Raw genomic sequence first — 25,618 nt, 5'->3', positions numbered from 1 at the left:
TCTTCCCTTCCTAAAAGCAGCAGGGCTAGGCAACGCAGATGCCGGGCACGGCAACTTTCTGGAACAGATGAGGGGAAGCTATCGCCGAGGCCGGATAGCTTGAGATTTTTGCGAGAAAGTCAGGATGGGTGAAGGCCGCGCGGAAGTGTGCGGTGGATTCCCACACGGCGTAGTTCAGATAGGTCGGGCTATCTCCGAGAGCTCTGTGCAGCTGAGTGGAAATGAAGCCCGGCTGTCGCTTCATGAACGCTGCGTCGTCCTGCCAGGCCTTGAGAAAAGCCGCCTCATCGGCTTTGTCGAGAGTGAATGGGTTCACGAGGACGACAGAATTTGCCTCAATAGCGATCTGGCGGTCGATCGGGAAGGACGGGTCAAGTGGGCGTAGCAGCGACATGAGTGCCTCCATCGGTTTTTAATATATGATGACTAATTGGTACTATGGGTACATAGATCGATTGACATCATGATGTCAATATAAAATAATGGTGACAAATGAAAAGAGCCACGCGAACCCCGGAGGGCGACGCCCTGACCGACCTTGTTCTCGATCTATTCAGGCTCGACAGCCTACTTCTGACGGTCGGCGACCGTCTGGTCGCCCCGCTTGGCCTAACAAGCGCACGCTGGCAGGTGCTTGGCGCCATTGTGTCCGCCGAACGTCCCCAACCGGTCGCTTGGCTCGCTCGCGACCTCGGCGGCAATCGTCAAAACGTGCAGCGGATTATCAATGATCTGCACAGGGAGGGCCTCGTATCTTTTGAGGTCAACCCGCATCACCGACGGGCGCAGCTCGTCGTGCTCACTGAGAATGGACACCGCGCCTTCGAAGCCGCAATGGAATTGCAGGCTCCCTGGATCAACGATCTTTCAAAAGGGCTGTCGGTCAAGGATATACGGACTGTCCATCGCGTGATCACGGCCTTGCGAGATAAACTTGAGGGCAGCCGTGAGGACAAGTCGGCCTGACATGCACGAGGACAGCGGCTGCAGTGCAGTCAAGACGTTGAGCCGGAACAATCAGGCGTGCCTCGCCGAACCAGAAAGAACAAAGACAAGTTGCCGCCGGATCGGTCATGCGGGAAGAAAGCGCAATGGTACTGTGGCAAGATACGAAGGCGAAGTTACGCGACTGCTTTGTATGCCGTAGGGCCATCACGCCCTTAGGCTGTCAATGGGTGTGGCCGACGCCGCATGAATGCGCATTCCTTTTGTGGCTTGGCGCTGAGCGCGTCCAGGCGCCAGCGAATTCGCTGCAATGAACTTAAAACCACTCCGGGAACCGGATAATTGAAAGTCGAGCGCGATCGATCATCGCTTGGTCTTGTGATCAAGTGAACAATTGTCCTTCCTGCGCCACGCGCTGCCCGAGATGGCCAGATACAGCGGCGTTGAGACCCCTGCAAAGGTGGCATCACCACGGACGAGATCAAACGTCGATCGGTGATGCGATCATCGCTGCGCGCTTAGGGAGGCGGCATGAGCCGACCGCTGCCCTCTGCGAAATCAGCTGCCGCCCTGGCATGCAGCCTCGCCGAATCGAATACCGGCAATTGTGTATGTTCGGGACCGATGAGAAGACCAATCTCCGTGCAGCCAAGGATGAGCGCGTCGGCGCCCCGTGCGCGACCTCGCGCAATGATGTCGATAACTTCTTGGCGCGAGTGGTCGGAAACCGTGCCGCAGCACAGCTCATCGAAAATGACTTCGTGGATGCGGTTCCGCTCGTCCTCCGCCGGTAAGACCGGCGAAAGGCCGAACCGCTGCCGCATGCGATCACAATAGAACGGCTGCGCCATCGTATAGCGCGTCCCAAGCAAGAGTGGTCGCTTGACGAAAGCGGCGAGCAGAGCCGCAGCGGTCACATCGACGATGTGGATGAGGGGCACACTGAGCTCGGCAGCAACAATGTCGGCAATCACATGCATCGTATTGGTGCAGATCAGGATGCAGCTGGCGCCTGCATCGACCAACTGCCGGGCGATCCTCGCCAGATAAGCAGCGGCTTGCCTCCATTCTTCCGCCTCCTGAAGGGCGACGATATCGGCGAAGTCAACAGAGCGAAGCAAGATGTCTGCCGAGGCGAGGCCGCCGCGGCGCTGACGGACGATTTCATTGATTTCCTTGTAGTAGATGGCCGTGCTTTCCCAGCTCATCCCTCCGATCAGCCCAATGGTTCGCTGCACTTTACGATCTCCACTTGATGCGAAGGCGACACTGGCGTACCGGGCCTTCGGCGACAATTCTCGGCGTTGTTTGGCGCAATCTCTCTGGAAAGTGCAAATCAAAGGCCTTATCTCTGTGATGGCAAACTCTTCTTACCCGAGCTACGAAGCCGGCTGGAAACGATTCTCCGTGACGGCGCTTGCCGGATCGATCGATCTTTCGGTGTCCGGGGCGGCGCATCAAGCACAGTGGAGGACAGCGCTCTGATCGGCGCGTCGCCCTGGTTGACCGACGCAAAACAAACGTACCGATGACTGTGTTCATGGGTGCGCCATCGCGTCACTCGATGGCTGGCTTGAGGATTTTCGTCGTGCCATTGCAGATACTCCGGAAATTCTCGAAGCCTCTCGCTTAACCGGCGAAACCGATTGTCTGCTTACGCCTCATGGTGCCGGTCTATGATGCAGTTTACAAGAAGCCGATCGCCGGTCTCGACCTTGCTGACCTCAGCTCGTTCATCAGCATGGAAGAGCTGAGGTTCACGACCACAGTGCCGTCGATCCAAGCTTAGGGTGCGGCTCCTGGTGGCTCGGGGGAAAGCCGCCTGGATGCGTATGTATATTCCAGAGCCAGCCGGCGCGCATGTTCGATGAGATTGGCCGCGGCGCTGTGGCCCCCATCGAAGTTCTCAAAGTAAAAGTAAGGTTGGCCAAGCGCAGCAAGCTTTGCGGCGGCCTTGCGACCGTGCGCAGGATGCACGCGATCGTCCTTGGTGGAGGTGAAAATGAAAGGCTCCGGGTAGCTCTTGCCCGGTACCAGCTTTTGATAGGGCGAGTAGCCTTCGATCCACTCTCGTTGTTCGGGAATGGCCGGATCGCCATACTCGGCGGTCCAGGACGCGCCGGCGCCCAAGTGGGTGAATCGGAGCATGTCGAACAACGGCACCCGTATGATCGCCGCGTTGAAAAGGTCGGGGCGCTGGGTCATTGCGGCGCCGACCAGCAGGCCCCCTTGACTGCTGCCGATCACGCCGAGCCGGCGCGGACTTGTGACTTTCCGGCGGATCAGATCGTCGGCGACCGCGATGAAATCATCCCATGTCTTTTGCTTCGTTGCCCCCTGGCCAGCCTCGTGCCATGGTGGACCGAACTCGCCGCCTCCGCGCAGGTTGGCAACAACATACGCATTCCCCTGCTCGAGCCATAGCCGACCTACAGTTCCTGCGTAGGAAGGGAGAAGCGGAACCTGAAACCCGCCATAACCATAGAGCAACGTCGGGATTGACCCGTCGAATCTTGCGCTCCTTGGTCGCACCAGGAAGTACGGAATCCGCGTACCATCGCGCGAAGTTGCCTTGAACTGCTCGACGACATGCTTCGATGCGTCGAACGCCGCAGGTGCTGTCTTCAAGAGCTCGAGCCGTTTGCTTTCGGCATCAAAGTACCAAAGCGACGTTGGCGCGAGATAGTCAGAGACGCTAAACATCATCTCGTCCGCTTGCTGGGAAACGGCTGCTAGGCTAACGCTCGCATTCTCCGGCAGCGGGATCGGCTTGGCATGCCATCTGCCCTGATCGTACCTGTATAGGAATGCCTTGCTTTGAACATTGTCCAAAATCGTCAGCACCAGGAAATTCCTGCTGCTGCCAAATCCGCGGAGTGCCTGGCGGCAATTGGGCTGGAAAACGACAGATGGTTTGGCCCGCAGCGGATCCTGCTTCCATTCGGCCAAGTCATACGAGATCATTGAGCCGGCCTTGAAGCTGGTCTCGCCGCGGCGCATCCAGTCTTCGTCCAGTTTCACAAGCAGGCGGCCACTCGCGATGCCGACGATCGCCGACTTCTTCGGCAGATCGAGCTCGATCGGCCCCGCGGGCCCGAACAGCACATACTGGCGCTCGAATCCGTTGATCCGACGGGCGACGCCGGTCACATGGATCCGCCCTTCACCAAGCACCAATGGCACGATTTCGAAGTCGGTGCGCTGGCCACGAAAGACTTCGCGCGCCTGATCGAGCGGCTGAGCGCGCTTGAGTTCCTTCAATACGAAAGCGTAGCCAGCCTCGGTCGTGGTCCCCTCGCCCCAATCACGTGCAACAAGGACAGTGTCACGATCGAGCCAGCTGACGCTCTGCTTGCCCTCTGGCAGCTCGAATCCACCTGTAACAAAGCTTTTGGCGTCACGATCGAACTCGCGTATGGACACGGCGTCCTTGCCACCATCGGAAAGTTTGACGAGGCAGCGGCTCCCAAAGCAGCTGCGTCCCTTGTAGACCCAGTTCTTGTTCTCGGCGGCAGCGAGCGCATCGATGTCCAGGATGGTCTCCCATCGGGGATCCTCCCTGCGATAGCTCTCAAGGGTGGTGCGCCGCCAGATGCCACGCACATGGCTCTCGTCCCGCCAGAAATTTTCTAGACCTTGTCTTCCCAGCGAAACGTACGGAATCCGGTGTTTTTCCTGGAGGATGGTTAGGGCGTCCCGATAAAAGCGATCATAGCGAGGATCCGACTGCAGCGAGCCGATCGTCTTTTCGTTCTCGGCCTGCGCCCAGGCCAATGCGCGCGGTCCCTCGGACTCTTCGAGCCAGAGGAACGGATCGTCCGCCGGCGCCGCACCGGACTGCCCGTGGAGCAGCGCGACTGTCAGACATATGATCGAGAACAACCCGGCGTGCAGAACGGACTTTTTCATTGTCTTATCCTCGGACGGGCACGCACAAGGCGAGCCCGCAGGTTCTTGCGACTGGGTGACAGTCGCGAAATTCGTGTTGCGAGCGTGCACGCACTATGTCGCGCCGCCGGACCTCGACTGTGCAAGCAGCATGCCGTCTGGAAAACAGCGGTTTCTGACGCGTCGTACCGCATCGCCAGGTCAGCTTCCCGACATTGGGTCTGGAGCTGACAATCAGGTGTCCGCCGGGCAACGATTCGGAATCAGAAAGCCTTTCCTGCCCTTTGTGGCCGCTGGTTCGACCACGGAAACCACATCGGAAGTGCGATATCGCGGCGGGGCCGCTTCTCGCTTGCGTTCGGATAGACGAGGCAAGCTGTTAGCCGCCGGAGTGTTGGCGCGTTCGGGACCCCGCCTTTGCTGAGTTGAACGCGCCATAGTTCGGCCTGCCGCGAAGCGATGCGCTGGCGCCAGTAAGAGGATCTCCTGGAAAATGGAAGCGAGCCCGCCTTTTCGCTCGTCTTATTGATCCAGACGCAATTCGTTCTTGAACTGCCATCCCTACGTTCAGCGGTCGCCACGTATGCGCAAGGCCGGTGTCCGATATCGCAAAGCGCATTCTGACTTTGGCGACATCAGCCAGACGCTCACCTGCCTGTCGACACAACGCTAGCCATTGGCGGTCATCGCATCGATATAGGGTTGCATCGGTTTCCACACCCCGGCCTTCCGCGCGAAGGCCGCGATCTCGGCAGGCTTGGCCTTGCGGGTACGCAGCACTTCGCGCAGGCCGTCGAGCGCGAGATTGAGCCCGGTGCTGTGACGATAGCGTGTCCCGGCGCTCCGCCGATAGCGGAAAAGATCGACGACGGTCTTGGCCGGGCTGAAGATCTTCACCGGGCCCCCCTCGATGATATGTGTCTCGACGCGTTCCTGAAGCCGCTCCGGACTGAAGCGAACGAACTGCATGGGCGGATGGGTCAGACGCGGTTGCCGATCCTTGGGGCCGATGGCGAGCCAGACCATAGAGGGGATGGTATCGGTCAGATCGTGAAAAGCGAGCGCGGAAATCAGAGCGACGATCCCCTTTAGGTACGCGCTTGGCCGCCTCGGCGAGCGAGTGATGCGTATCTGTGGAAGGGTCCGCCAGTTGGTAGAGCCCACGTCCAAGTTGAACGACAAGGCCCTTTTGCTTCATGCGGGCAATTGTCGCCGCCGTGACGCCTGCCGTGGCAAGCTCGGAAGGGCGCGCAATACCGCATCGTTCAACTGCTGTATGTGCTTGGTTCAAAGTCCGGCCAAAAGAACCAGACGTTTATTACAACACACTCTCCCGTTGTCGTTCGGGAGCTATCAGCAGAGCAGATTGTCGTTATTCGACGTCCTGATGGTTCCTATACTCGTTGATGAATACCAAGACTGCGACCTCCTCCAGCACCAGCTTGTCACGGCGATCGACCTGCGGCTGCCCGTTCGGATTTATGGCGATCATCTGCAGGCCATCTTTGAGTTTGGGGAGGAGCTGGTCGACTGGTCTCTTGTCGAAAAGGCATTTTCACCCTTAGACCGACTAACCAAACCGGAGAAGTGGGAGAGAGCTGGCTGCCGGAAACTCGGAGAATGGCTGCATGAAATCAGGCAAGCCATCGAAAATGGTCAGTCGGTCAATTTTGATGGATGCCCAAAAGCGCATGTTACGCTGAAAACGCACACAGACGATCAAATCGAGGGGGAATAAGACGCTTTGTCCCACATGAGATTAGCAAGAGGCGAAAAGTTATTCATCATTGAGAATTCGCCTGCGATGGCCGTGCGACGCGATTTCGCTCGGCGGCATCCGGGAGTCACGATGGTGGAAAGATCTGATCTGCCGGACCTTCAACAGTTCTGCAATGAGGTGGTGGACGCGTCTGATGATCCCAAAAAGATCGTGAATTTAGCCATCCAGCACGCGGAAGCGGTCATGACGTCGGTTCGTGGGACCGTTCTGTCACAACGAGTGGAAAGCCTGCTGAGTGGCCGTGCTAGGAACGATCCTGACCAGGCAGAGCAAGCTGCCCTTTCTTTCTTATCAGACCCCTCGCCGAATGGCCTAATACAAGTCCTAATGTCCCTGCGAGCAAGAAGAGGTACGCGGCTGTTTCGGCCGGAGCTTTTCGAGGCTACCACTCAAACGCTGTCTCGCTGTCAAGCATTCAGCGAAATTCAAGCTAGCGCCGATATCATCAGAACCAGACGTCGCTTTGTGCCCCGAGCTCTTTACCAAAAATCTATCGGAAGCACCTTGCTGCTAAAGGGCTTGCAGTCACACTCAGCGATCGTACTCGATCACGGAGCCTTGCCTACACGCCATCTCTATGTTGCCCTGACAAGGGCTTCCAACAAACTTCTTGTATTATCCTCGCGCTAGAGAAGCGGCGTTGGACGAGATAAAATCGTACGCGCCGAACCGTGAAGTCTGCGTCAGATGGCGCGCCTCACTCGGCGGCTTCAGCGGCCTGGTTTTTAAGCTCCGCGAACTTCGCGGCCATCGTCGGGTTAGACCGGGTCAGCTTCTTAATCGTCACGTCTTGCGCCTTGTCGTTCGCAAGGCGCAAGTTGCGGTCCGCGCCGATCAGCGCATCCTTTGTTTTCTGGAGATGATCGATGGACTTATCGATCTCAGTGATCGCCGTCTGGAAGTGCCTGGAGGCAAGATCGTAGTTCTTGGCGAACCCGTTCTTGAACGTCTCAAGCTGGTTTTCAAACTGTGTGATGTCGATGTTCTGCGCCTTAACGAGCGCCAGCTCCGTCCTGTACTTCAGTGAGTTGAGAGAAGCATTCCGCAGAAGCGTGATCATGGGTAGAAAGAACTGCGGCCGGATGACATACATCTTCGGATAGCGATGGAAGACGTCGACGATGCCCGCGTTGTAGAGTTCGCTGTCAGGTTCGAGCAGTGAGACCAGGATAGCATATTCGCAGCCCTTCTCATTGCGATCCCGGTCGAGCTCCTTCAGAAAATCTTCATTCTTGCTCTTCGTCGCGGTTTTATCGCTCTCGTTCTTCATCTCGAACATGATCGAGATGATTTCGCTGCCGGCCTCGTCCGAGTCCCGAAAGATGTAATCACCCTTGCTGCCGGTCCGCGCGTCGTTGTCTTTCTCGAAATACGCTCGTGGAAAGGCCATCGATCGCACCCGGTTGAACTCGGTCTCGCAGTGCTGTTCGAGGGCCTCGCCAACCATCTTGGTCGACAGGCGGGCCTTCATATCCTTTAGCCGTTCGATCGCGTCATCGCGATCCTTGAGCTGCGTTTCGTACTTGTCCTTGAGCGACTGTTCAGAGAGCTGCTTTTCAAGCTGTACCTGCTTGATGCCGTTTTTCAGCTCATCGCGCTCCTTTTCGATCGTGCCGACGGCCTCGGTCATGGCGAGCTTTTTCTCAAGCTCGACGCCTTGGAGCTTGGCCTTCAGCTCTCGGATTTCCTCTTCCTTGGCGGCGGAGACTTTGTGCAGCTCGCTGGCCAAAAGGGCCTCAGCAAGCTCTGAGGAAGCTTTCTTCTCGCGTTCAGCTTGCGCGAGCGCGTTCGCTAGCGTGTCACGCTCTTTTTCCACTGCACTAAGGGCTTCGGTGACGGCGAGCTTCTGAGTAACCTCACTTGCCTCAAGCTTGGACTTCAGCTCCTGGATTTCGGCATCCTTGGCGGCCGCGGTCTTCTGCAAATCGCTGCTGACCTTGGCCTTGGCCAATTCCACAGCGTTCTGCTTTTCCCGCTCGGCCAACTCCAGCCGTTCGTGCAGTTGTTTCTCAAAATCGCCGTCACGGACCTGCTTCAGAATCTCGGCATAGCCGGATTCGTCGACTTTGAAGGCCTTTTCACAGTGGGGACAGATGATCTCGTGCATTTTTCCTGTCCGAAGGGTTGGCGCGGCTGCTGTTGTCTAGAAAGCTTGGGGGGAACCCGGCCCAACCTGGCTGATCGGCTTTCTGATAGGCTCCCTTGCGCATGAGAAAAAAATTAGAACTTGCCGCTTTGGACGGTCAAGCAATGCGCAACGTTTCCGGGCATTTTCCCCGGTTTTCCGATCGGGCGAGTTGGTTTGGCGGGCGTAGGGGAGAAAAGCTGCCCGAACGGAGGGCTCCGTCCTACCTAAGGAAAGGAAAACCAATTATCCTTTACTTACACGAATCGTAAGGAAAGGATAGCTTTCTTGGCTAATGCGACCGGAACCCTTGGCTAATGCGACCGGAACCCGCCTGGGTACTTTCATCGAAAGCGCCGTAGGGGGCGAGGTCGTGCGCGCCTTCATGCCGCCCCCTCTCCCGCCGGTTCCGCCCATTGACCTGGTCAAGATCGTCGAGCTGCTGGATCGGGCGACGGCTGCCTTAGGCCGCCTGGACGGCGTGACACCGTTCTACCAGCCCCGCCACTTTTCATCTACATGTACGTTCAGAAGGAAGCGGTCCTGTCGTCCCGATCGAAGATGTCGAGGAAGTGTCGAGCTACGTGGCCGCCCTCAACCACGGCCTACGCCGCCTGCGCACAGATAATTTTCCTCTGTCGCTGCGGCTGATCAGAGAGATTCACGGCGTACTGCTCCGCAACGGACGCGGAAGCACCAAACAGCCAGGCGAGTTTCGGCAATCCCAGAACTGGATCGGTGGAACGCGACCCGGCAACGCAACGTTTGTGCCCCCTCCCCCACATCTCGTCATGCAATGACTTGATGAGCTGGAGCGCTTCCTTCATGCGGAGCATCAGGGCATTCCTCTTCTCATTAAAGCCGCTTTGGCGCACGTTCAATTTGAAACCATTCACCCATTCCTGGACGGCAACGGCCGTCTCGGCCGCCTGCTCATCACATTCCTTCTTTGTGAAGCGGGTGCCCTCAAAGAGCCTGTGCTCTATCTCAGCCTCTATTTCAAAACTCATCGAAAACGCTATTACGAGCTGCTTCAACGAGTCCGCGAGACCGGCGATTGGGAAAGCTGGATATCCTTCTTCCTTGAAGGCGTGATTGAAACCGCGACCCAGGCAACCGAAACCCCGCGCCAGCTATTGGAGCTGTTTGAAAAGGACCGGCGCGCCATATCCGCGCTTGGCCGGCCTGCGGCATCGACGCTGCGTGTGCATCAGCTTCTGCAGAAGCGCCCACTTCTATCGGTGCCGGCGACGACAAAAGAACTTGGTCTTTCGAGGCCTACTGTCGCCAAGGCGATGGAGCATCTGGAAAAACTCGGCATCGTCCGCGAAATCACCGCCAAGCAGAGGCGGCGGATATACGCCTACGTCCGCTACCTCGACATTCTCAATCAAGGCACCGAAGCGCCAGCATGAGACCATAACCACCAGCACGTCACCTTGGTCCAGCGCGGCGAAGGCACGGGCGAGCTGTGGCCGATCGGCCCTCATACCGCTCATCTTTTCACTGAAGGCCTTGACGGCGCCGGCAGCCTTTAGAGCGTCGACTTGCCCAGAATGATCCTGCTCGGAGGTCGATACGCGGGCGTAGCCGTGTTTCACTGTCTGTAATTTGCAGCAGACTGATGCAACAGTCAAAGCGGTTACGAAGACTGATGACTACCAGTGTTGCAAGTTTTTGACTTGTGCAACAAGCTCGCCAGTGACTCACACATCATTCATCATCGTCCGAGTCATCCTGATCCGATTCCAACTCCTCCTCGAGTGTTGGGATGAGCTCATCGTTCTCGCGAAGCGCTGAACGCTCGTTGGCATCTATAAACTTCACGGCCGTTACGGACTTGGCGGCTTCGAGTGCTTTGGACTGCAAAGCGCCATGCGGCCCGAAGCCAGTTCGAAAAGAATCCAATCGTGATCGGCCATCCGGCAGCGCCTGCGCGACGCCGAGGCCATCCACAAAGGCAACAAAGGGAGACCGATGATGAGCACAAAGAAGAAGCTGCCCGCCCATAGCCGGGGCTCCGGCAACATTTTCGCTGATCTCGGCTTAGCCAACGCCGAGGAGGATCAGCTCAAGGCCGCTCTCGTTATTCAGCTGAAACGGCTGATGGCTGAGCGGGAGATCACCCAGACCGAAGCCGCCAAGCTGGTCGAGAGGTGACGTTATGGCCCTTAAAGGTCATTGGCAGGTGCCCAGGCAGGAGGTCGAACAGACGACAAGCTTGGCCGATTCGCTCGTAATATGGTTCAATGATCTGGCTGGCGACGACTTCACTAATCCAAGCTGCCTATAGGGAGTGAAAGATGATTCCCACTAGGAAGCCCATAATGCTCGTCCATTCGTGCGACCAACTCTCGACAAACGGTCGTGCGAGACCGAGCCAAAACAAGAGGCTGGCGATGCCCACGATCATGGTGAGCAGGATGCTACCACGGATGAGCATCCGCTCCCGTGTCGTTCGCAGCAAAGCTGCCGCATCGTCATGAAGGGCCAACATGGCGACCCCGGTTTTGGCAGAAACCAGTACTATCGCCAGGATGACTGCTGACCAGAACCGGCCGTTTAGTGGAGTGAGGTGAGAGATCAGCCCCCCGCCGGTAAAACGAAAACTGACTTAAACAGGCCGTCCGCTGCTCCGTCGAACTTACTGGTCCACCATCGAAGCAGCGCATTGGGAACCTCTTCGGGGCTTCGCTTAAATTGGGTCAGAAAGCAGCCACCTATTGCGGAGCCAAATGCGAAAGAGCCGAAGAATGCGGCTGCTATAGAGTATTCTCGTGCTTCAGAAATAAGTGCGATCGCAAATAGGACCATCGTGTAAAATGCGCTGACCGTCGCCATGCCCCACGATGGACCGTCTTCGATCCTGTGTGGGTTCATCTCGGTCCACTTCTTGGCAGGGATGAGGAAAGCGGCAAGTATGCCCAGGAATAAGAGGTTATTGGCAAAAGGACTCATAGATTGCAGGCCCCGCGAGCCTTCGTAATAGGCAAAGCTGTATCAACTATAGCGAGTATGTCCGCCCTACTATTACTCGCAAGAACATTCTGGCGATAGCCGCGCTTAAGGGTCAATGCCATGGCGATGTCCGTCGTGCCCCGGCTCTGATACGCTTCCGATACCGACGATGAGGATGGCCGCGACGATCGCCTGCCATCCCTTGGCGTCGAAGTCGAAGCCGGGACCTTTGAATTTCAGTTGATGGTCGGACATACAGCTCTCCATTGAAAACCTTGAGAGCCGGTGGGATTCCTTATGTCGGGGTTTCGGAGCTGATCCGCAACGCACATAATCGGTTATGCACGTTTCCCACAGGCAGCTGTGCGAATCCCGGTTTTCGTCAGTTCTTCCAGTGGGTTGTGAAACTTTATCCCCGCTATATACAAGATTTTCCAACACCGGCCGCTGAACACGTCAGCGAGCACCGGCTCGCACATTCCGCACGTGCTGCATCGTCAGCATCTCGTGGGCTTTCCCGTCTTCCCAGCTCATCGTAAGCCAGTTGGTGGAGGTCGGATACGATATGACAATTCTGGCTGGTCGGTACTTTGCCCCCTGTAAGAAGGGATGCTTGCCGACATCGAGCGGTTCGAGCAGCAACACAAAAACCAAGCCCATGATGCTGAGCGCCAGAGCTTCGATATCGTCTTGCGCATTGGTGAGTGGCTGCAACTGAAAGCGCGACTGGTTCAGCAGCGTATCGCCCGTGTTCATTACACAATAGAGCCCGGCCCCGTCGGGCCAGTGACGCGGGTCGTCGAGCATGTCCAGTATCGCCGCGTCCCGCGAGAACGTGCCGGAAAGCCGCTCCCGCCCCCTTGCAAGATTCTTCGAGACGGCAACCGCTTTGGCCGTTTTCAACAGCCAGCGCTCAATGTCGTACCCCGACACCAGGGCATGCCTCTTTACCGCGTCGTGCTCAAGATACGATTTCAGCGACGCAAAGAAATACTGTGCCGCATCGTCGAGCGGATGCAGCGCGCTGTTGTGCTTGGTGCAAAGGCAGTTGGTCCGCAGGCTTTGGGACGCCAGTATCTTGGTCTCGTCCGGCGTAAGCCGTGGCAGGCCGGCAACCGAGAATTCACCGTCCCCTTTTAACACCCGGATGACCGACTCGGAGATGATGTGTTCGCCGGATATTGGGGCAACACAAGACCCTAATTCCTTCATGGAACACTTGGCGACACTCGATGACGGCGGAAGCGACCTTAGCCCGAGAGTGGCGGCGGGCTTGTGCCAGTCTTTGCCGTTAAAGCAGCAATGGCGGGCGGTCTTCTGCGAACCGCACGGACAGGGGCCGTTTAAAACCGCTTCTCGCCTTCGCTTCCGCTCGCCTATCACGTACCCGCATGTTACGCCGCCTCAAACTTGTTTGTCGCATCTCCTCAGCACTACGGGTCAGATGCCGCACCCATCTTGGGTAGGGGACGGGTGATCGTTGGCGTCAAGCCACTTCATGCTGTACGCCGATCAGACCGGGCCTTCCTGCGGCGCCGCCGCGACCTGCGACGGCGATCGCAGGGAGCAGTATGTGGCTTAGCGGCATCCAACGCATGCGCATGGAGTTCGTTGGACGAGGGATCGATGGTTGATTGGCGCCGCTCTCTTTGATCGGCGACCGCTTTTTCGAGCGCAGACAGGAATTGCCGCCCCTCTTGCGTGATTTCCCAGCCGAGAGCGTCACGAATGACAAACTTCGCCGAAAAGATATTCAGATCCGGGGCATGTTCGGCCAATCGCTTCATGCGATCGGTCCAGTCGCGGCCGCTGTTCATCAGGATCTCCACGGCGCGTCGGACTTCGGCAACAGAGGCCCGCCCGGTGGGCTGACCGGCCAGCACTTTCAGGACGGTCAGCTGGAAGGACACTTGCCGTGTCTCCGATGGGCTGTGTGCGCAGTTCCCGTCCAATGGTTCAAGATCAGGGAAACGTCGTCAACAGCATGGCGCCGTTAACCTCAACTATATTGGCTAACCCGGCGCCGGCGTCCTGAAATCGCTCGCCGGCTCATGCGCGAGCGGTCCTCGAGCGGGCACGCTATCAGCACGCCGCAGGCTCGCATCGTCCATAACGGACGAACTCGCCTCGGTGAGCTCGTTTTAGAATCGACAGCACAAGCTTTGCGTCGGCCGGTGCAGCAAGTTGCTACAAGGACATGCGCGGCGTACACCTCCTGGCCCGCTGGGCAGGAGTGTACGGTTCGGACCATTCATGGCACCGAGGATATTGTGTCAGGTCCACACTGCTCCAGGGCGGGCAGAATCCGGAACTGCTGTGGCACCGGCGAGCAATGCCTTGATTGAAGCCGCCACGGGGCTTGCGGCAAAGCCTCAGTTGGAAGCGACGGTCGTAAAGGACCGCCCGGCGCACCAGATCAAGGCATCGCCGGACAGGCGCGAGATCACAAGTTGCAGAGGGCAGCCTGCAGGTGCACTTCAATCAGCCAACCCGAAGATCCTCAGCTGACGTCTTGCCCGAGCGCCCGGCCTTGAGCTCGTAACTGACCCGAGCCCCCTCCTCAAGGGTGGTGTAACCGGCCTTTTCCACGGCACTGATGTGTACGAACACATCGGCACTTCCGTCCTCCGGCCGAATGAAGCCATAACCTTTGCTGGAATTGAACCACTTCACAATACCCATTGCCACGGCGGCATCTCCATCAGTGAACCTTCGTGATCTAGCGAAGAGTCTCGCAGCCATCAAGGTGGGCGGCAAAACGACGCTCGTCCGCCGCGGCAATCACGCCCTCAACTTTTTGCCCGATGACCAAAGTGCTGACTGTTTTGTGCGACGGCCGGCAGCAAGACCCTGACGTCGCAAATCTTCGTTTCAGGGGCGAGATCCGGATGGGCGTTCAGCCCGCGGCTCAATCATCGCGCGCCACCTTGTTACAGGATAGTTGCAGAGCCGACGACGTCGCATGCGCATCCGGAGCCGAGCTTGCGCGAATGCTGCGGTCTCCCTTGCAGAACCAGGCGACGGCAAACTCCTTTGCGCAACCCGGAGCAGGATCAGCAATCCGTGTCATCTCTGTACGAAACGTACACTCACTCCTACCATTACACGCTTCTGCAAGCGCATCCGTGGTGTTGCCGCGCGCTGACATCCAGCGGCAATTGCCCCCATATGTGCCGGAAACGACCGAAATACCCGATTGCGTGATGGCATCTCCGGTCGCATCCCGCAGTGCATACGCGGCCGCCGCACCAACAAGAGCGGCAAAGCCGACAGTTCCCCATCGCACCAGGAGCCTGCGCTGTTCCGCCGAGGCCGCCTGATAGGCGCCGCGAATTCGCCTGCGGGCCGGTACCTCGAAGCCGAAATGCAACAAGATCGCGGCGCAAGTCGCCAAGGCGAAAGCAAGAGCGAACGCACCGAGATGGCCAAGCAGTTGGATCGACGTTTCCCAACGCACCACCGGAAAACGCCGGAAGATGATGATGTGTATCAGATAAAGGGCAAAGCTGGCCTCGCCCAGAAAGACAAGCCATCTTGCTGACAACAGCCGTCCTGCAGTGCTGCTGGGCTGAGCCGCCGCGACAAGGATGAGCGCCACCGGCGCCGCCAGGGCGATATTGTTGCGTGCAATATCGAACAGGCTCATGGAAGCCCCAAATGGCGGCTTGTGGGCGGTAAACCAGAACACCCAGCTAATCGCTCCGACGCCAACAATTGTTGCGATGTCGAGCAGAGCGCGCGACGGTCTAAAATCCTGCGCCGACCACACTTCATGGAGCCTTGCCAAGCAACAGCCGAGAACGAACTCCCACACCCTGCAAAACGGCGAAAAGTAGACGATCCAGAGGATGAGCGTGTTCTTCCAGTTCGGCAGAGCCGCCTCCGTGCCATAGGCATGAAGCGCAAACAGGTTGATGCGGCCCTGCAGCATGAGCACGGCAAGGTCGATGCCAAGCTCGATTGCGACGGCTCCAATGGCGCACAAAACCGCGGCGGGCACAGTTCTGATCCGCGCAAGGAGCGGACAAACGAGCGGAAAAACGAGATAGAAGAACCACTCGGTGCTCACCGACCAGGAGACGATGCCGACCTCCTCGTACTGCCAGACGGGAGCTGCACCGGCGATATTCGCAAAAAACCAGGTTTGAACCATCCCGAGTTGAAACGGGATGAGGTGCGTTGAGAATCCCTCGGCCGGCGCCTTGGTTCCGAGGAGCCACGGCCAGACAAACGGTCCGGTCAGCAATTCGACGAGAAAGAGAACAACAAACAGAGGATAGATTCGCGCTATGCGCGCCACGAGAAAGTCCGGGATCGCTTTCCGCGGGCTGCTCACAATCGAGCGGCCATAGTTATATTGAATGACAAAGCCACTCAGCGTGAAGAAGACCGACATTCCGAGCAGGCCGAGTGTCCCGACGCTGATATCAAGCGCGAGACTGGGTCCCTGCAGGAACAGGCTGCCGCCGTGAGACAATGCGACCGCTGCCGCCGCGACAAACCGGATACCGGTCAGCGCGGGTATCTGCTTATCCATCGATGTCGCTCGTCATTTGCGAGGTGGGTACAAATCCTGGCGGTCGATGGCACCAAAGGCACGCAGCTGGACACGTGCTAAAGGCAGGGAAGACTGATCGCATCGCGCGAGCGTGCCATGCGATCAGCCAAACTCCCGCGGTTGCTCAAATCCGTAATCGGAGCGCCCTCGCACCTTATTGGGAAGTCGGCTAGCGCTGAAACTCTGCCTTCTGGTAGGGCTACTCCGGATCGAGGTCCATATTCCGACCGGCTCTGGCCCACGCTACGTCCCCTGACCTGTCAAACTTGAACCGCGCCATTGTCTCACCGGAAGCCTTCCTGAATGGGTTGGCGCCAGCCAATTTGCTCCCTCTGCGAAGGGAGCTTGGACGCAAGGTACTCGATGAAAGCCCAGGTCAGAGCAACGCGCTGTCGCCAAGGGCAGCCTCACAACGGATACATGCACCAATTCACGTCCTACGGAAGCACGCGAAGGCTATCATCAGCCAGCCACCAGGAGGTTCATGTGCAGAAGCGGAGCGCACAACGTGCCTATCCTCGTGACACTCCTTGCGACGAGGTTCATCCTTACGCCCCCGCCGCCAGCCGGCCCAAGGCTGCTGAGCCTGAGATGGCGATACCTGAACGCATCGCAAAAGGAAGGGCGCAGCTATTGCTGCCGGCTCGGGCAGCCGATCCGAATCGCGCGTTCAATCTTTTTGACAACGTCTGCCAAGGAATCTCGCTGCGGATTGGTGCAGCAATTTACTATTCTTGTTCTGCACGACCGGACGCGCTTTCGCTTGGATCTGGCGTGCCAGAGAAGGAAAGGAACACGTGATGAAAAAGAAGATCGCCGAGATCAAGACCACGATCCGCACCACCACTCCGTACACGGGTACGCTCTAGGTTGGTGCGACGGATGCCTTGGATGCATCTACCTGATGAGAGCATAGCGGCATCGGAGGGTGGTCGTTTCGACCACCCTCTTTTGTGACGGTTCGGGAGAGTAAAATGGTTGATTTGATCCAGCAGCGCGTGCTTTCAGCCATATCAGCATCCGTCGAGCTCAGTGCGATCACGATTTTGAAGGCGGAAGCGGGCATGGCGCCGCTGCCGACGATCAAATCGGCACTCGCGAGCTCCCATTATAACTTCTCTATCACCGACGGCGACTGGCGGACCGGCGGCTATCTTGCCGGGCTGCAAACGCTCATTGACGCCGAACTAAGGTGGGCCAAAGAAAATAGGCCCAAACTGGTTGAGGCGGCACAACAATCCTTGAAGCGGCTATTCCCCCTCCTAAACAGCGACGCCTTTACCGTGCCGAAGGATCTCACCAATACCTCGAGCAAGGAGGAGCGTACCCGGTTCTATCATCATGAATATCAAAACAAGCTCCTGGTCGGACTAGCCGAATTCCTGATCAACTGCGCCCAACGGCTCAACGAGCGTCACATTATCGTCATCGATCGGGCGGCGGCCCTGTCCGGCTCGGCCAAGAACCTGATCAAACTGCTCGTCAGGCTGGACGACGATGCGCGGCTGTTTCGCTTCGTTCTGATTGACTATGAGCAACGCCTCTATTTCCCGGACGCCAGCGAGGTTCATTTCGGCAGATATAGCTCGCAAGAGCTGGGACCAACCTTTGATCCGGATCTCGCCGCGGAGAAGCATCGGCAGATCTATGAGGCAAGCGGCGGCAATCCGTTGATTGCGGAGGCTTTGAGCAAATGCGCTGCGGCAGGATTACCAGTCGTCGGCTATCTCGACCCGACCGCGACCGTGGATCTCTATCTGGCCAGCCTCAACACGGGGGAACGGCATAGCCTTCTCAAATCTTACATTGAATCCGATTGCACCACGCCCGATCTGATCGCGCAGCGAAACTATGCAATTTTCGAACCGGCGACCGCAGATCATCTGCACGAGCAGCTGCACCACGCATGCCTGGAGCGTTATCTAGCGGGCAAGGCGCCTCTCGTCATGCTGCATGCGCTATCGGTGCGGGACAAGTACAAGCGTCTGGAGCTGCTTGCAGAACCAAGTCAGATTCTCCAGAGCATTGGCCTGTACGATCTCTGGTTTGGCTATTTCGGGGAAATTTTCGCCGACCCTGCGCTTCGCACCTACGGCTCCGGGGATGCTAGCGTGAATGCCGCCTTCATCAACGCGGCTTTCGTGCTGTACTCACTCGGCTGCGGGCGGGTATCGGTTCCCTATCTGGATGAATTTGACAAAACGTTCCCAAAGAGCCGATACACGCCAACGGTTCTCTATGCCCAATCAATGACGTATGGACGCTATCAGCAGCCGGTCAACCTCACGCTGGCCGAGGAGTACGCGTTAAGGAACCTGGAGACCATCGAGCGGGATTTCAGGGGGCACGACAAGTACGACTACATCAAGGTATTTGCAGAGAACGCCTATGCTTACATCAAGGCCAAACAGCAGAAGTACGACGAAGCCCTCGCGCTTTGCGCCGAAGGCCTTGGCAAGATGCTTAAGGCCTATGGCGACGAGCGCTTCAAGCTTCACCAATCGATTCTGATCTACAACACCAGTCAGGTCTATGAACTCATCGACGAACTTTCTCGGGCTGAGAAGCAGTTGCGTGAGGCCATTGCCTATGATCCCTACTATGGAGAGTATCACAACGACCTGGGGAACCTGCTTTCGAAAGTGGCTGGGAGGGAAGCCGAGGCGCTGGAGGCCTATGCACGCGCCATTGAACTTTGTCCACCCTATTATGAGGCTCACCTGAACAGGGCCGCACTTCGCAGCAGAATGGGAGATGCCACTGGCGCACTCGCCGATCTCGACAGGACACTTGTCATCAAGCCAAATGAATGGCGAGCTCACTTCGAGAAGGGCAACATCTTGATGCGGCAGGACAGGCCGAAGGCTGCCCTGGAGTCCTATCTGGCGGCCGCCGAGATCAATTCCAAAAACCCCGACCTGCAGAGCAATATCGGCCTTGCCTATTCCGAGCTTGGCAAGGCGCACGAGAGCATCGCGCACTATGTTCGAGCTCTTGACCTTAACCCTCGACATGCGCTCACCCACAACAATCTCGCCATCGAGTACTTCAACGAAGGCCGGCCAGATATGTCACTGAACCACGCGACAGTCGCTGTCGAGATAGGAGGAGACCCAGACTACGTCCTCACCCGTGAGCACATTGAGAAAAGCCTGCAAGCTGACCAGGCTTCGCGGCGGGAGCGAGCTTCTACATCTTCCGCGAAGCCGCGGTGAGCTTGCGGCTCATAGCACTCTTGCCATCGAGCCCGAGCGGCGTGAGACAGGATCGCTAAGAACATGAGTGTTGCACATCAAAGCTCCGGCGGGTCTAGCGGATGCTGTCGCGGCAAGCGCTGCAACTCAGGCTGACCGGAAAAGCAAGCGCCTGGGCCGGCATAGCCGGGAATGACCGAACGCCGACATGGAAGTAGATAGGTAAATGCGGTGCCTTTTGCCAAGCCGTCCTATTGCGAGAGCGTTCATCGTTGGCTTGCGGGCTCATCGCACCGATGTCGCGTCAAAAAGCCAGTGCCATCCGTCTGTCCTTCCGCGTCAAGCGATCAGATGATCCTCGATGAGCTAAGTCAACAATGAGCGGCGCGAACACACGGCAGTTCATCTATCTCTCACATTTGATCATTCAGATCGGCGGCTGGGCGTTCCGTATTGGCATCCTGATCGGCCTTCTGCAATCCGGCATGAGCGCCGCGGGTCTCGGCGTTGCGATTACTTTTGCGCCTATCATGCTCGGGAGCCTCTTCCTGTCGCCGTTGGTCGACCGAGGCGATCCGATCTCGGCCATGATGATCGTCAATGCTGTTCGCATATGCGCGCTGCTCGCCATCTTCGGCAGCGACGGAGCCGATTCCTTTCAGAGCTATACCGCAATGGCCGTCCTGAGCCTGGTCCAGCCGGTCTATTTGTCTGCAGAGGTTGCTTTCTTCCGTCGTATTACATCGGAAGACGGCATGATCTCGGTGCTACGCAATATCGCCAATATCGACTGGCTCACCTATCTTTTGGGAATGTTTGCAGGTGCCATGCTGTCCGATCAATTGCACTTGCCCGGCGTTTTGGCCTTCAACATATCGGCGATCATGCTGTCCTTGATTGTGCTCCTTGGCATCAAGCAGCAGTTCAGAAGAACGCCAGCAGTCCTTGAGGCGCGGCCTTCGGGAACCGTCCTGGACTTGGCACCGCTCTATCCCGCATTCTTGGCTGTTTTTCTGCTCAACCTCGGCGCCGGCATCATCAATGTCTATCCTGCGATACATGCCACAGCTGACGGGGTTCTCGACAAAAGCGTTCTACTGACGATTGTCATGACGAACGGCGTTTTTGCCTTGCTGGGCGCGCTAGCCGTCAAGCCAATTTACGATCTGCTGGGCGCTTTGCCAACCATTGCCGGGGCTGCAATCCTGCTTGCGGCATGCCTTGCGCTGATGTCACTCGATGCCGGCCTGCCCGTGGTCATCGCGTCCAGCAGCGCAATGCTTGGTTTCGGCCAGATCTTTGCGGCTGCCGCTCACGCGCACATGGTGTCTTCAGTGGTTCCCGACCGGGCCGGTCGCCTTTCCGGGTTATTTCAATGCTGCACATACAGCGGCGTTGCGGGAAATGGCATTGCTTTGTCGCTTCTAGGTGATTGGCTTGCTCTCGGCACGATCGTTCTCTTATGCGCGGCGAGCGCATTTGTTGCCTTCGCTGTTGCGACCTTCGCGGTGGTCAGATCACGGGATTCTCAAGCTTCATGTCCTGCCGATCGCTAGATCAGGGATCCACACCATGCCATGGGATCAGCTGTTCATTTTAGAACGCCCTTTTTCGGATCCGGCCTTGCCGGGACGACAATTCTATTGTTGGCACTGCTTGCTATTAGACGGTTTGCTGTCCGCGTTTCCAAGCCGCGCTGCGAGGCTCGACGTTCGTCGGATTCCCTGGGCGAGGCCACGAGCCGCGCTCATCGAGAGGCTTGGGCAGGATCATCAGTCCGCGCCCGTTCTGATTTTGGAGAAGGAAAGCCCTTTACCAGTGAATGCGAAGTACGCGAACGGGCTCGCCTATGTCGACGATATGTTTGCAATCCTTGATCTTCTGGCTGCGCGCCACGGATTTCCTGCGTCTTACCGTCGAACAGTCCGCAGCTGGTAGGTCCATGATGGCCATCAACGACTTGACGCCTGCAGGGACCCATCCGGGAGGCCCTTCGATTGAGCGGCTTGCTTGATCTGCCGGGTTGGGGCCTCGAAAGGCGATGGCTGATGATTCGGCATCAGTATTTCTGACAGCGCCCAGCGCTCAAACTGTTTGACAGCCGCGCTATTGCGGGCTTGCCCATTGACAAACATGTAGATTGAGCGATTGACCGGCACGAAGCCGAATGGAGCTACGAGCTCTCCTTTCTCAAGGTTGCTTTTGACCAGAATTTGCGAGGATATTGCGGCTCCCAGCCCACTTTTGGCCGCCTCCATAGTCAAGGAAAATGTATCGAACACGACCTTGCGCGATGCTTGCAAGCATATTGCAGCTGCGCTGGCCCATTCGCTCCAGGCGTCCAGCCTGTCAGCCTCGTGCAACAGAGAGATAGACAGAATATCTTCCGGGCTTTTGATCGCCTCGAGCGTAGCTGGCGCACAGACTGGGCCAATCATCTCATTTGAAGCATGCACCTCGCCAACGGAAAGCGGCCGCTTCAGCGGGCCGGCGACAAACAATACGTCCAACGCACCAACGGCGAGCGCGTCAAGATCGGCCTCCGTTTCAAAGACAAGATCAATGTCCGGATAGAGTTTGCGGAACCGACCGATACGGGGCAACAGGCCGTGCGACAAAAACGTGGTTGAGCACCCGACCACCACAGAACGTCCTGCATGGCGCCTTCGCAGCTCGTAGCATCCCTTCTCGAGCATGGTGAATGCGCTTGCACAGTTGCGCTTGAGCTGTTCGCCATCGGATGTCAGCCGCACGCCCGAACTGTGCCGCACGAATAGTCTCCTGCCGAACCAATCCTCAAGCAGGCGCATCTGGTAGCTTACTGCGCCGGTCGTCATGTTTAGCCGCTCGGCCGCCCTCGAGAAACTTGGAAACTCGCTGACTGCCTCAAACAGATGGAGGCTCTTCAGGATCGGTAGCTTGCGCATCTTCTTTCCTGCCTCTCACTGGGATGGCTATTGTGGAGCCGTGCAGCGCACCGATCTTCTCCAGCGCCAACAACCGCCATCGCTGACTGCCGGGACCGCGCACGACTGAGACTTCTTTCGGGTCGGCCTGTCATGGCGAACTCAACGACCTGGCTCCCTACCCCACCCGCAGGACCAGATATCGATGAGGTACACAAACCTTCGAATCTTGGGTTCCCTGAGGCACAGTCGGATTTGAGACCATTCGGTGCAGGGTTCATCGCTACGCGATTTCTCCAGAAACGCCAGGACGGAGCTTTCAGGTTTGGAATAGCTACTCATGGGCCAATCCGGCTCAGCAAAACTAGGCCAGCCATATTGCATGACGAACAGGACATTGCGGGCTTGTGTTCGAACACCTGTAGCGCTGTCGGGATTCGTCCAATTCCCCTTAATCTGCAGCATTTTGCCTGTCGATTGGCTGGTTCTGTGTATCGCCTCGCGTCTCGCCTCAATGATTCAGCTGGCGGACGTGGTGACCAAGGATCATGAATGGTCTGGAGCCTGGTTCGATTGACCCGTCCGCCGGCTCATTCAGAACAAGAGCCGCCTCGATGCATAGGTGTATTCAAGGGCAAGTCGACGCGCCGTTTCGATGAGGTTGGCCGCCGCGCTGTGCCCCCCATCGATGTTCTCGTAATAGAAGTAAGGTTGGCCCAGGGCGGCGAGCTTTGCTGCAGCCTTGCGGCCGTGCGCGGGATGCACGCGATCGTCCTTGGTGGAGGTCAAAATTAAAGGCGCGGGGTATGGCTTGCCCGGCACCAGTTTTTGATAGGGCGAGTAGCCTTCGATCCACGCGCGCTGCTCGGGAAAAGCGGGATCGCCGTACTCGCCGATCCAGGAGGCGCCGGCACCCAATTTGGTGTATCGAAGCATGTCAAACAGCGGCACCTGAATGATCGCCGCGTTGAAGAGCTCGGGACGTTGGGTGATTGCGGTGCCAACGAGTAGCCCGCCCTGGCTGCCGCCAATGACGCCGAGCCGGCGCGGACTTGTGATCTTGCGGCGGATCAGGTCCTCGGCAACGGCGATGAAATCATCCCACGTCGTCTGCTTCGCCGCCCGCTGGGCTGCTTGATGCCATTGCGGGCCAAACTCGCCGCCCCCTCGCAGATTTGCAACGACATAGGCATTGCCCTGTTCGAGCCAGAGCCGCCCCACAGGGCCGAGATAAGAGGGCAGAAGCGACGCCTGGAATCCGCCATAGCCATAAAGAAGTGTCGGAATGGCGCCGTCAAACCTTGCGTTCTTCGGTCGCACCAAGGAATAGGGAATTGACGTGCCATCACGCGAAGTCGCTTCGAACTGCTCTACGACATGCTTGGACGCATCGAAGGCAGTAGGTGTTGTCTTCAACTCCTCGAGTTTTTGAGTTTTGGCATCAAAATACCAGACGGACGTTGGCCTGAGATAGCTTGAGACGGCGAACATGGCCTGGTCCGCCTCGTCGGAAGCGGCTGTCACGCCGACATTGGTATGTTCCGGCAGCAGGATCGGCGTCGCCGACCAGGCTCCCTTATCGTACGTGTAAACGAACGCTTTGCTTTGAACGTTGTCCAGGATCGTCAGGATCAACAGGTTCTTCGTGAAGCTAAGCCCGCTCAGCGCCTGACGAGGCCCAGGCTTGAAGACAAGCGAGGCTTTGGCGAGCAGCGGATCCGCTTTCCATTCGGTCAGGTCATACGAAATCAGCGAGCCGGCAATAAAGTTGACATCACCCGACGGCGTCCACTCCTCGTCAAGTTTCACAAGCAGGCGGCCCCTCACGAGGCCCACGATCTCCGCCTTCTTCGGCAGATTGAGTTTGACGGGCCCATCGGGGCGGAAGAGCACGTACTCATGCTCGAAAAACCCGATCGCACGAATGGCCCCCGTCGCATGAACATGACCTTCACTGTCTCGAATTACCAAAGGCACCGCCCGAACATCGCCAGGTTCGCCGCGAAAGACCTCGCGCGCCTCGCTGAGCGGCTGAGCGCGTTTGAGCTCCTTGACCACAAAGGGGTAGCCGGCCTGCGTCAAAGTGCCCTCGCCCCAGTCCCTTGCAACAAGGAGCGTGTCACGATCGACCCAACTGACGCTCTGCTTGCCCTCTGGAAGATAAAAGCCGTCCGCAACGAAGGTCTTGGCCTTGCAGTCGAACTCGCGTATGGACGCAGCATCCTTGCCGCCGTCGGAAAGGCTGATCAGGCAAAGGCGCTCTTCAGGCTCTAGGCAGCTCGCGCCTTGAAAGATCCAGTTCTTGTTCTCGGCAACAGCCAAAGCGTCCACGTCAAGGATGGTTTCCCACTGTGGGTCCTGGCGACGGTAGCTTTCAAGCGTGGTGCGCCGCCAGATGCCGCGCACATGGTCCTCGTCTTTCCAAAAGTTCTGCAACCCGCGACGTCCCAGGGAAACGTATGGAATTCGATCCTTGGCCTGCAAGATGGTGAGCGCTTGTTCGTAGAAACGCTGATAGCGGGGATCTGCCTGAAGCACCCCGAGTGTCTTCTCGTTCTCGGCGCGGGCCCAAGCCAATGCGCCTTGTCCTTCGATCTCCTCGAGCCAGAGGAATGGATCGTCAGTGATCGTGGCAGCCTTTCGCTCCTGTGAAAGCGAACGCTCCTGTGAAAGCGCAATGGCGGTGAAGCAGGCAATCGAAAGCATTGCTGCGGAGAGGACTGACGTGTTCATGGACTTGCTCCGGCTGAGATCGAGCGGCCATGCAGGCCTGCGCGTCAAGCGGAAGCCGCAGAAAATACGCAATACATGACATGGCTCGGCTCGCGCTATCTCGCGAACCGTTCACTGCAAGCTGCATGCCGACCACGGCGCCGCAAGTTTCAGCCGCTCAGGGCTACACGATCATGTCCGCTTGCCGACATTGGTCGCCAAGCAGACAGGGCAATGTCGGCACGACATAAGTCTCAGACAGCACCAGTACTATGGATCTTCAGCGGCCAAGAATCGGAACAGCGGGACGCCCCCGACCTGCCATCGGAACGCTTATTCCAAATATGAGGTACGCTCTTCTGATCCGGATCATCGGGCAGACTTGTCGCTGCGCGTCAGCATGACATAGAACAGCGCGTTGATCAGCAGCCAGATCGCGATCAAGCTGATGGCAGTGCGCATGGCGATCTCCAATTCGTGACTGTAAGTATTTGCTGCGACGTTCCGCTCATCATGTGGGCCACCACGGATCGAAAGAACCGCGCCAGCCGC

At 57.7% G+C, this 25,618-nt stretch carries 22 protein-coding genes and 2 pseudogenes; 9 read left to right on the top strand and 15 right to left on the bottom strand.

The window, feature by feature from the left end:
* Positions 1 to 25: 25 nt before the first annotated feature.
* Complete coding sequence (locus ACVI1L_RS24685) at positions 26 to 394, bottom strand: antibiotic biosynthesis monooxygenase family protein (RefSeq protein WP_456784070.1); 369 nt, start codon at positions 392 to 394, stop codon at positions 26 to 28.
* 98 nt (positions 395 to 492) lie between these two features.
* On the opposite strand from ACVI1L_RS24685, the gene ACVI1L_RS24680 reads away from it, so the two are divergent.
* Complete coding sequence (locus ACVI1L_RS24680; protein ID WP_253640654.1) at positions 493 to 966, top strand: MarR family winged helix-turn-helix transcriptional regulator; 474 nt, start codon at positions 493 to 495, stop codon at positions 964 to 966.
* A gap of 497 nt (positions 967 to 1,463) precedes the next feature.
* On the opposite strand, the gene ACVI1L_RS24675 is transcribed toward ACVI1L_RS24680, so the two are convergent.
* A complete protein-coding gene (locus ACVI1L_RS24675; protein ID WP_456784069.1) occupies positions 1,464 to 2,183 on the bottom strand; it encodes an aspartate/glutamate racemase family protein in 720 nt (239 codons plus the stop codon).
* 313 nt (positions 2,184 to 2,496) lie between these two features.
* Between ACVI1L_RS24675 and ACVI1L_RS24670 the strand changes: the two genes are divergently transcribed.
* Positions 2,497 to 2,625 (top strand): Lrp/AsnC ligand binding domain-containing protein, encoded by a 129-nt coding sequence (locus tag ACVI1L_RS24670; protein WP_456785604.1) that lies wholly within the window; start codon positions 2,497 to 2,499, stop codon positions 2,623 to 2,625.
* Positions 2,626 to 2,730: 105 nt separating this feature from the next.
* Here the strand turns inward: ACVI1L_RS24670 and ACVI1L_RS24665 are convergent, their stop codons facing one another.
* Both ACVI1L_RS24665 and ACVI1L_RS24660 read right to left on the bottom strand, forming a co-directional pair.
* Complete coding sequence (locus ACVI1L_RS24665; protein ID WP_456784068.1) at positions 2,731 to 4,854, bottom strand: prolyl oligopeptidase family serine peptidase; 2,124 nt, start codon at positions 4,852 to 4,854, stop codon at positions 2,731 to 2,733.
* Between the two features lie 358 nt (positions 4,855 to 5,212).
* Positions 5,213 to 6,124 (bottom strand): type IV toxin-antitoxin system AbiEi family antitoxin domain-containing protein, encoded by a 912-nt coding sequence (locus ACVI1L_RS24660; RefSeq protein WP_456784067.1) that lies wholly within the window; start codon positions 6,122 to 6,124, stop codon positions 5,213 to 5,215.
* Between ACVI1L_RS24660 and ACVI1L_RS24655 the strand changes: the two genes are divergently transcribed.
* The gene (locus tag ACVI1L_RS24655) at positions 6,005 to 6,571 is read left to right on the top strand and encodes a hypothetical protein (RefSeq protein WP_456785690.1); all 567 of its coding nucleotides are present in this window, start codon (positions 6,005 to 6,007) and stop codon (positions 6,569 to 6,571) included. The two genes, ACVI1L_RS24660 and ACVI1L_RS24655, sit on opposite strands and share 120 nt — an antisense overlap.
* Positions 6,572 to 7,310: 739 nt before the next feature.
* On the opposite strand, the gene ACVI1L_RS24650 is transcribed toward ACVI1L_RS24655, so the two are convergent.
* Positions 7,311 to 8,720 (bottom strand): DUF2130 domain-containing protein, encoded by a 1,410-nt coding sequence (locus tag ACVI1L_RS24650; RefSeq protein ID WP_456784066.1) that lies wholly within the window; start codon positions 8,718 to 8,720, stop codon positions 7,311 to 7,313.
* 313 nt (positions 8,721 to 9,033) lie between these two features.
* Between ACVI1L_RS24650 and ACVI1L_RS24645 the strand changes: the two are divergent.
* Positions 9,034 to 10,153 (top strand): annotated as a pseudogene (locus ACVI1L_RS24645) (Fic family protein).
* Positions 10,154 to 10,171: 18 nt separating this feature from the next.
* Here ACVI1L_RS24645 and ACVI1L_RS24640 read toward each other — a convergent pair.
* Positions 10,172 to 10,339 (bottom strand): annotated as a pseudogene (locus tag ACVI1L_RS24640) (recombinase family protein); the annotation flags it as partial.
* A 112-nt stretch (positions 10,340 to 10,451) separates the two neighbouring features.
* The gene (locus ACVI1L_RS24635) at positions 10,452 to 10,748 is read right to left on the bottom strand and encodes a hypothetical protein (protein WP_456784065.1); all 297 of its coding nucleotides are present in this window, start codon (positions 10,746 to 10,748) and stop codon (positions 10,452 to 10,454) included.
* Between ACVI1L_RS24635 and ACVI1L_RS24630 the strand changes: the two genes are divergently transcribed.
* A complete protein-coding gene (locus ACVI1L_RS24630; protein ID WP_456784064.1) occupies positions 10,719 to 10,898 on the top strand; it encodes an XRE family transcriptional regulator in 180 nt (59 codons plus the stop codon). The genes ACVI1L_RS24635 and ACVI1L_RS24630 overlap by 30 nt on opposite strands.
* 423 nt (positions 10,899 to 11,321) lie before the next feature.
* On the opposite strand, the gene ACVI1L_RS24625 is transcribed toward ACVI1L_RS24630, so the two are convergent.
* The 6 genes from ACVI1L_RS24625 to ACVI1L_RS24600 all read right to left on the bottom strand — a co-directional run bounded on the left by ACVI1L_RS24625 (position 11,322) and on the right by ACVI1L_RS24600 (position 16,233).
* Positions 11,322 to 11,696: a hypothetical protein gene (locus ACVI1L_RS24625; protein ID WP_456784063.1), complete on the bottom strand. Its 375-nt coding sequence runs from the start codon at positions 11,694 to 11,696 to the stop codon at positions 11,322 to 11,324.
* 105 nt (positions 11,697 to 11,801) lie between these two features.
* Positions 11,802 to 11,951 carry a hypothetical protein gene (locus ACVI1L_RS24620; protein WP_456784062.1) on the bottom strand — a complete coding sequence of 50 codons (150 nt, stop codon included), beginning with the start codon at positions 11,949 to 11,951 and terminating at the stop codon, positions 11,802 to 11,804.
* Between the two features lie 201 nt (positions 11,952 to 12,152).
* Entirely contained in the window at positions 12,153 to 12,908 is a 756-nt protein-coding gene (locus ACVI1L_RS24615) for a hypothetical protein (protein WP_456784061.1), read from the bottom strand.
* 284 nt (positions 12,909 to 13,192) lie between these two features.
* Positions 13,193 to 13,606 carry a hypothetical protein gene (locus tag ACVI1L_RS24610; protein WP_456784060.1) on the bottom strand — a complete coding sequence of 138 codons (414 nt, stop codon included), beginning with the start codon at positions 13,604 to 13,606 and terminating at the stop codon, positions 13,193 to 13,195.
* 571 nt (positions 13,607 to 14,177) lie between these two features.
* Positions 14,178 to 14,384: a cold-shock protein gene (locus ACVI1L_RS24605; protein ID WP_050424578.1), complete on the bottom strand. Its 207-nt coding sequence runs from the start codon at positions 14,382 to 14,384 to the stop codon at positions 14,178 to 14,180.
* Between the two features lie 220 nt (positions 14,385 to 14,604).
* Entirely contained in the window at positions 14,605 to 16,233 is a 1,629-nt protein-coding gene (locus tag ACVI1L_RS24600) for an acyltransferase family protein (RefSeq protein ID WP_456784059.1), read from the bottom strand.
* Positions 16,234 to 16,740: 507 nt separating this feature from the next.
* On the opposite strand from ACVI1L_RS24600, the gene ACVI1L_RS24595 reads away from it, so the two are divergent.
* The 4 genes from ACVI1L_RS24595 (at position 16,741) to ACVI1L_RS24580 (ending at position 21,386) form a co-directional block, all read left to right on the top strand.
* Positions 16,741 to 17,055 (top strand): hypothetical protein, encoded by a 315-nt coding sequence (locus ACVI1L_RS24595; RefSeq protein ID WP_456784058.1) that lies wholly within the window; start codon positions 16,741 to 16,743, stop codon positions 17,053 to 17,055.
* Positions 17,056 to 17,228: 173 nt separating this feature from the next.
* Positions 17,229 to 19,469, top strand: coding sequence for a tetratricopeptide repeat protein (locus tag ACVI1L_RS24590; protein ID WP_456784057.1), 2,241 nt, complete (start codon positions 17,229 to 17,231; stop codon positions 19,467 to 19,469).
* Between the two features lie 356 nt (positions 19,470 to 19,825).
* A complete protein-coding gene (locus ACVI1L_RS24585) occupies positions 19,826 to 21,004 on the top strand; it encodes an MFS transporter (RefSeq protein ID WP_456784056.1) in 1,179 nt (392 codons plus the stop codon).
* Between the two features lie 16 nt (positions 21,005 to 21,020).
* Positions 21,021 to 21,386: a DUF3088 domain-containing protein gene (locus ACVI1L_RS24580; RefSeq protein WP_456784055.1), complete on the top strand. Its 366-nt coding sequence runs from the start codon at positions 21,021 to 21,023 to the stop codon at positions 21,384 to 21,386.
* Between the two features lie 14 nt (positions 21,387 to 21,400).
* On the opposite strand, the gene ACVI1L_RS24575 is transcribed toward ACVI1L_RS24580, so the two are convergent.
* Both ACVI1L_RS24575 and ACVI1L_RS24570 read right to left on the bottom strand, forming a co-directional pair.
* Positions 21,401 to 22,375 carry a LysR substrate-binding domain-containing protein gene (locus ACVI1L_RS24575; protein ID WP_456784054.1) on the bottom strand — a complete coding sequence of 325 codons (975 nt, stop codon included), beginning with the start codon at positions 22,373 to 22,375 and terminating at the stop codon, positions 21,401 to 21,403.
* Between the two features lie 573 nt (positions 22,376 to 22,948).
* The gene (locus tag ACVI1L_RS24570) at positions 22,949 to 25,087 is read right to left on the bottom strand and encodes a prolyl oligopeptidase family serine peptidase (protein ID WP_456784053.1); all 2,139 of its coding nucleotides are present in this window, start codon (positions 25,085 to 25,087) and stop codon (positions 22,949 to 22,951) included.
* Positions 25,088 to 25,618 lie beyond the last annotated feature (531 nt).

This window comes from Bradyrhizobium sp. USDA 4516 (assembly GCF_054055915.1).
The sequence above is the reverse complement of the archived record's forward strand: the minus strand, read 5'-3'. Positions and strand labels throughout refer to the sequence as shown.

Coding starts and splice junctions, on each gene's coding strand:
- ACVI1L_RS24685 (WP_456784070.1), bottom strand. CDS start 394: ATGTCGCTGCTACGCCCACTTGACCCGTCCTTCCCGATCGACCGCCAG.
- ACVI1L_RS24680 (WP_253640654.1), top strand. CDS start 493: ATGAAAAGAGCCACGCGAACCCCGGAGGGCGACGCCCTGACCGACCTT.
- ACVI1L_RS24665 (WP_456784068.1), bottom strand. CDS start 4,854: ATGAAAAAGTCCGTTCTGCACGCCGGGTTGTTCTCGATCATATGTCTG.
- ACVI1L_RS24650 (WP_456784066.1), bottom strand. CDS start 8,720: ATGCACGAGATCATCTGTCCCCACTGTGAAAAGGCCTTCAAAGTCGAC.
- ACVI1L_RS24630 (WP_456784064.1), top strand. CDS start 10,719: ATGAGCACAAAGAAGAAGCTGCCCGCCCATAGCCGGGGCTCCGGCAAC.
- ACVI1L_RS24635 (WP_456784065.1), bottom strand. CDS start 10,748: ATGGGCGGGCAGCTTCTTCTTTGTGCTCATCATCGGTCTCCCTTTGTT.
- ACVI1L_RS24625 (WP_456784063.1), bottom strand. CDS start 11,696: ATGAGTCCTTTTGCCAATAACCTCTTATTCCTGGGCATACTTGCCGCT.
- ACVI1L_RS24620 (WP_456784062.1), bottom strand. CDS start 11,951: ATGTCCGACCATCAACTGAAATTCAAAGGTCCCGGCTTCGACTTCGAC.
- ACVI1L_RS24615 (WP_456784061.1), bottom strand. CDS start 12,908: ATGAAGGAATTAGGGTCTTGTGTTGCCCCAATATCCGGCGAACACATC.
- ACVI1L_RS24600 (WP_456784059.1), bottom strand. CDS start 16,233: ATGGATAAGCAGATACCCGCGCTGACCGGTATCCGGTTTGTCGCGGCG.
- ACVI1L_RS24590 (WP_456784057.1), top strand. CDS start 17,229: ATGGTTGATTTGATCCAGCAGCGCGTGCTTTCAGCCATATCAGCATCC.
- ACVI1L_RS24585 (WP_456784056.1), top strand. CDS start 19,826: ATGAGCGGCGCGAACACACGGCAGTTCATCTATCTCTCACATTTGATC.
- ACVI1L_RS24580 (WP_456784055.1), top strand. CDS start 21,021: ATGCCATGGGATCAGCTGTTCATTTTAGAACGCCCTTTTTCGGATCCG.
- ACVI1L_RS24575 (WP_456784054.1), bottom strand. CDS start 22,375: ATGCGCAAGCTACCGATCCTGAAGAGCCTCCATCTGTTTGAGGCAGTC.
- ACVI1L_RS24570 (WP_456784053.1), bottom strand. CDS start 25,087: ATGAACACGTCAGTCCTCTCCGCAGCAATGCTTTCGATTGCCTGCTTC.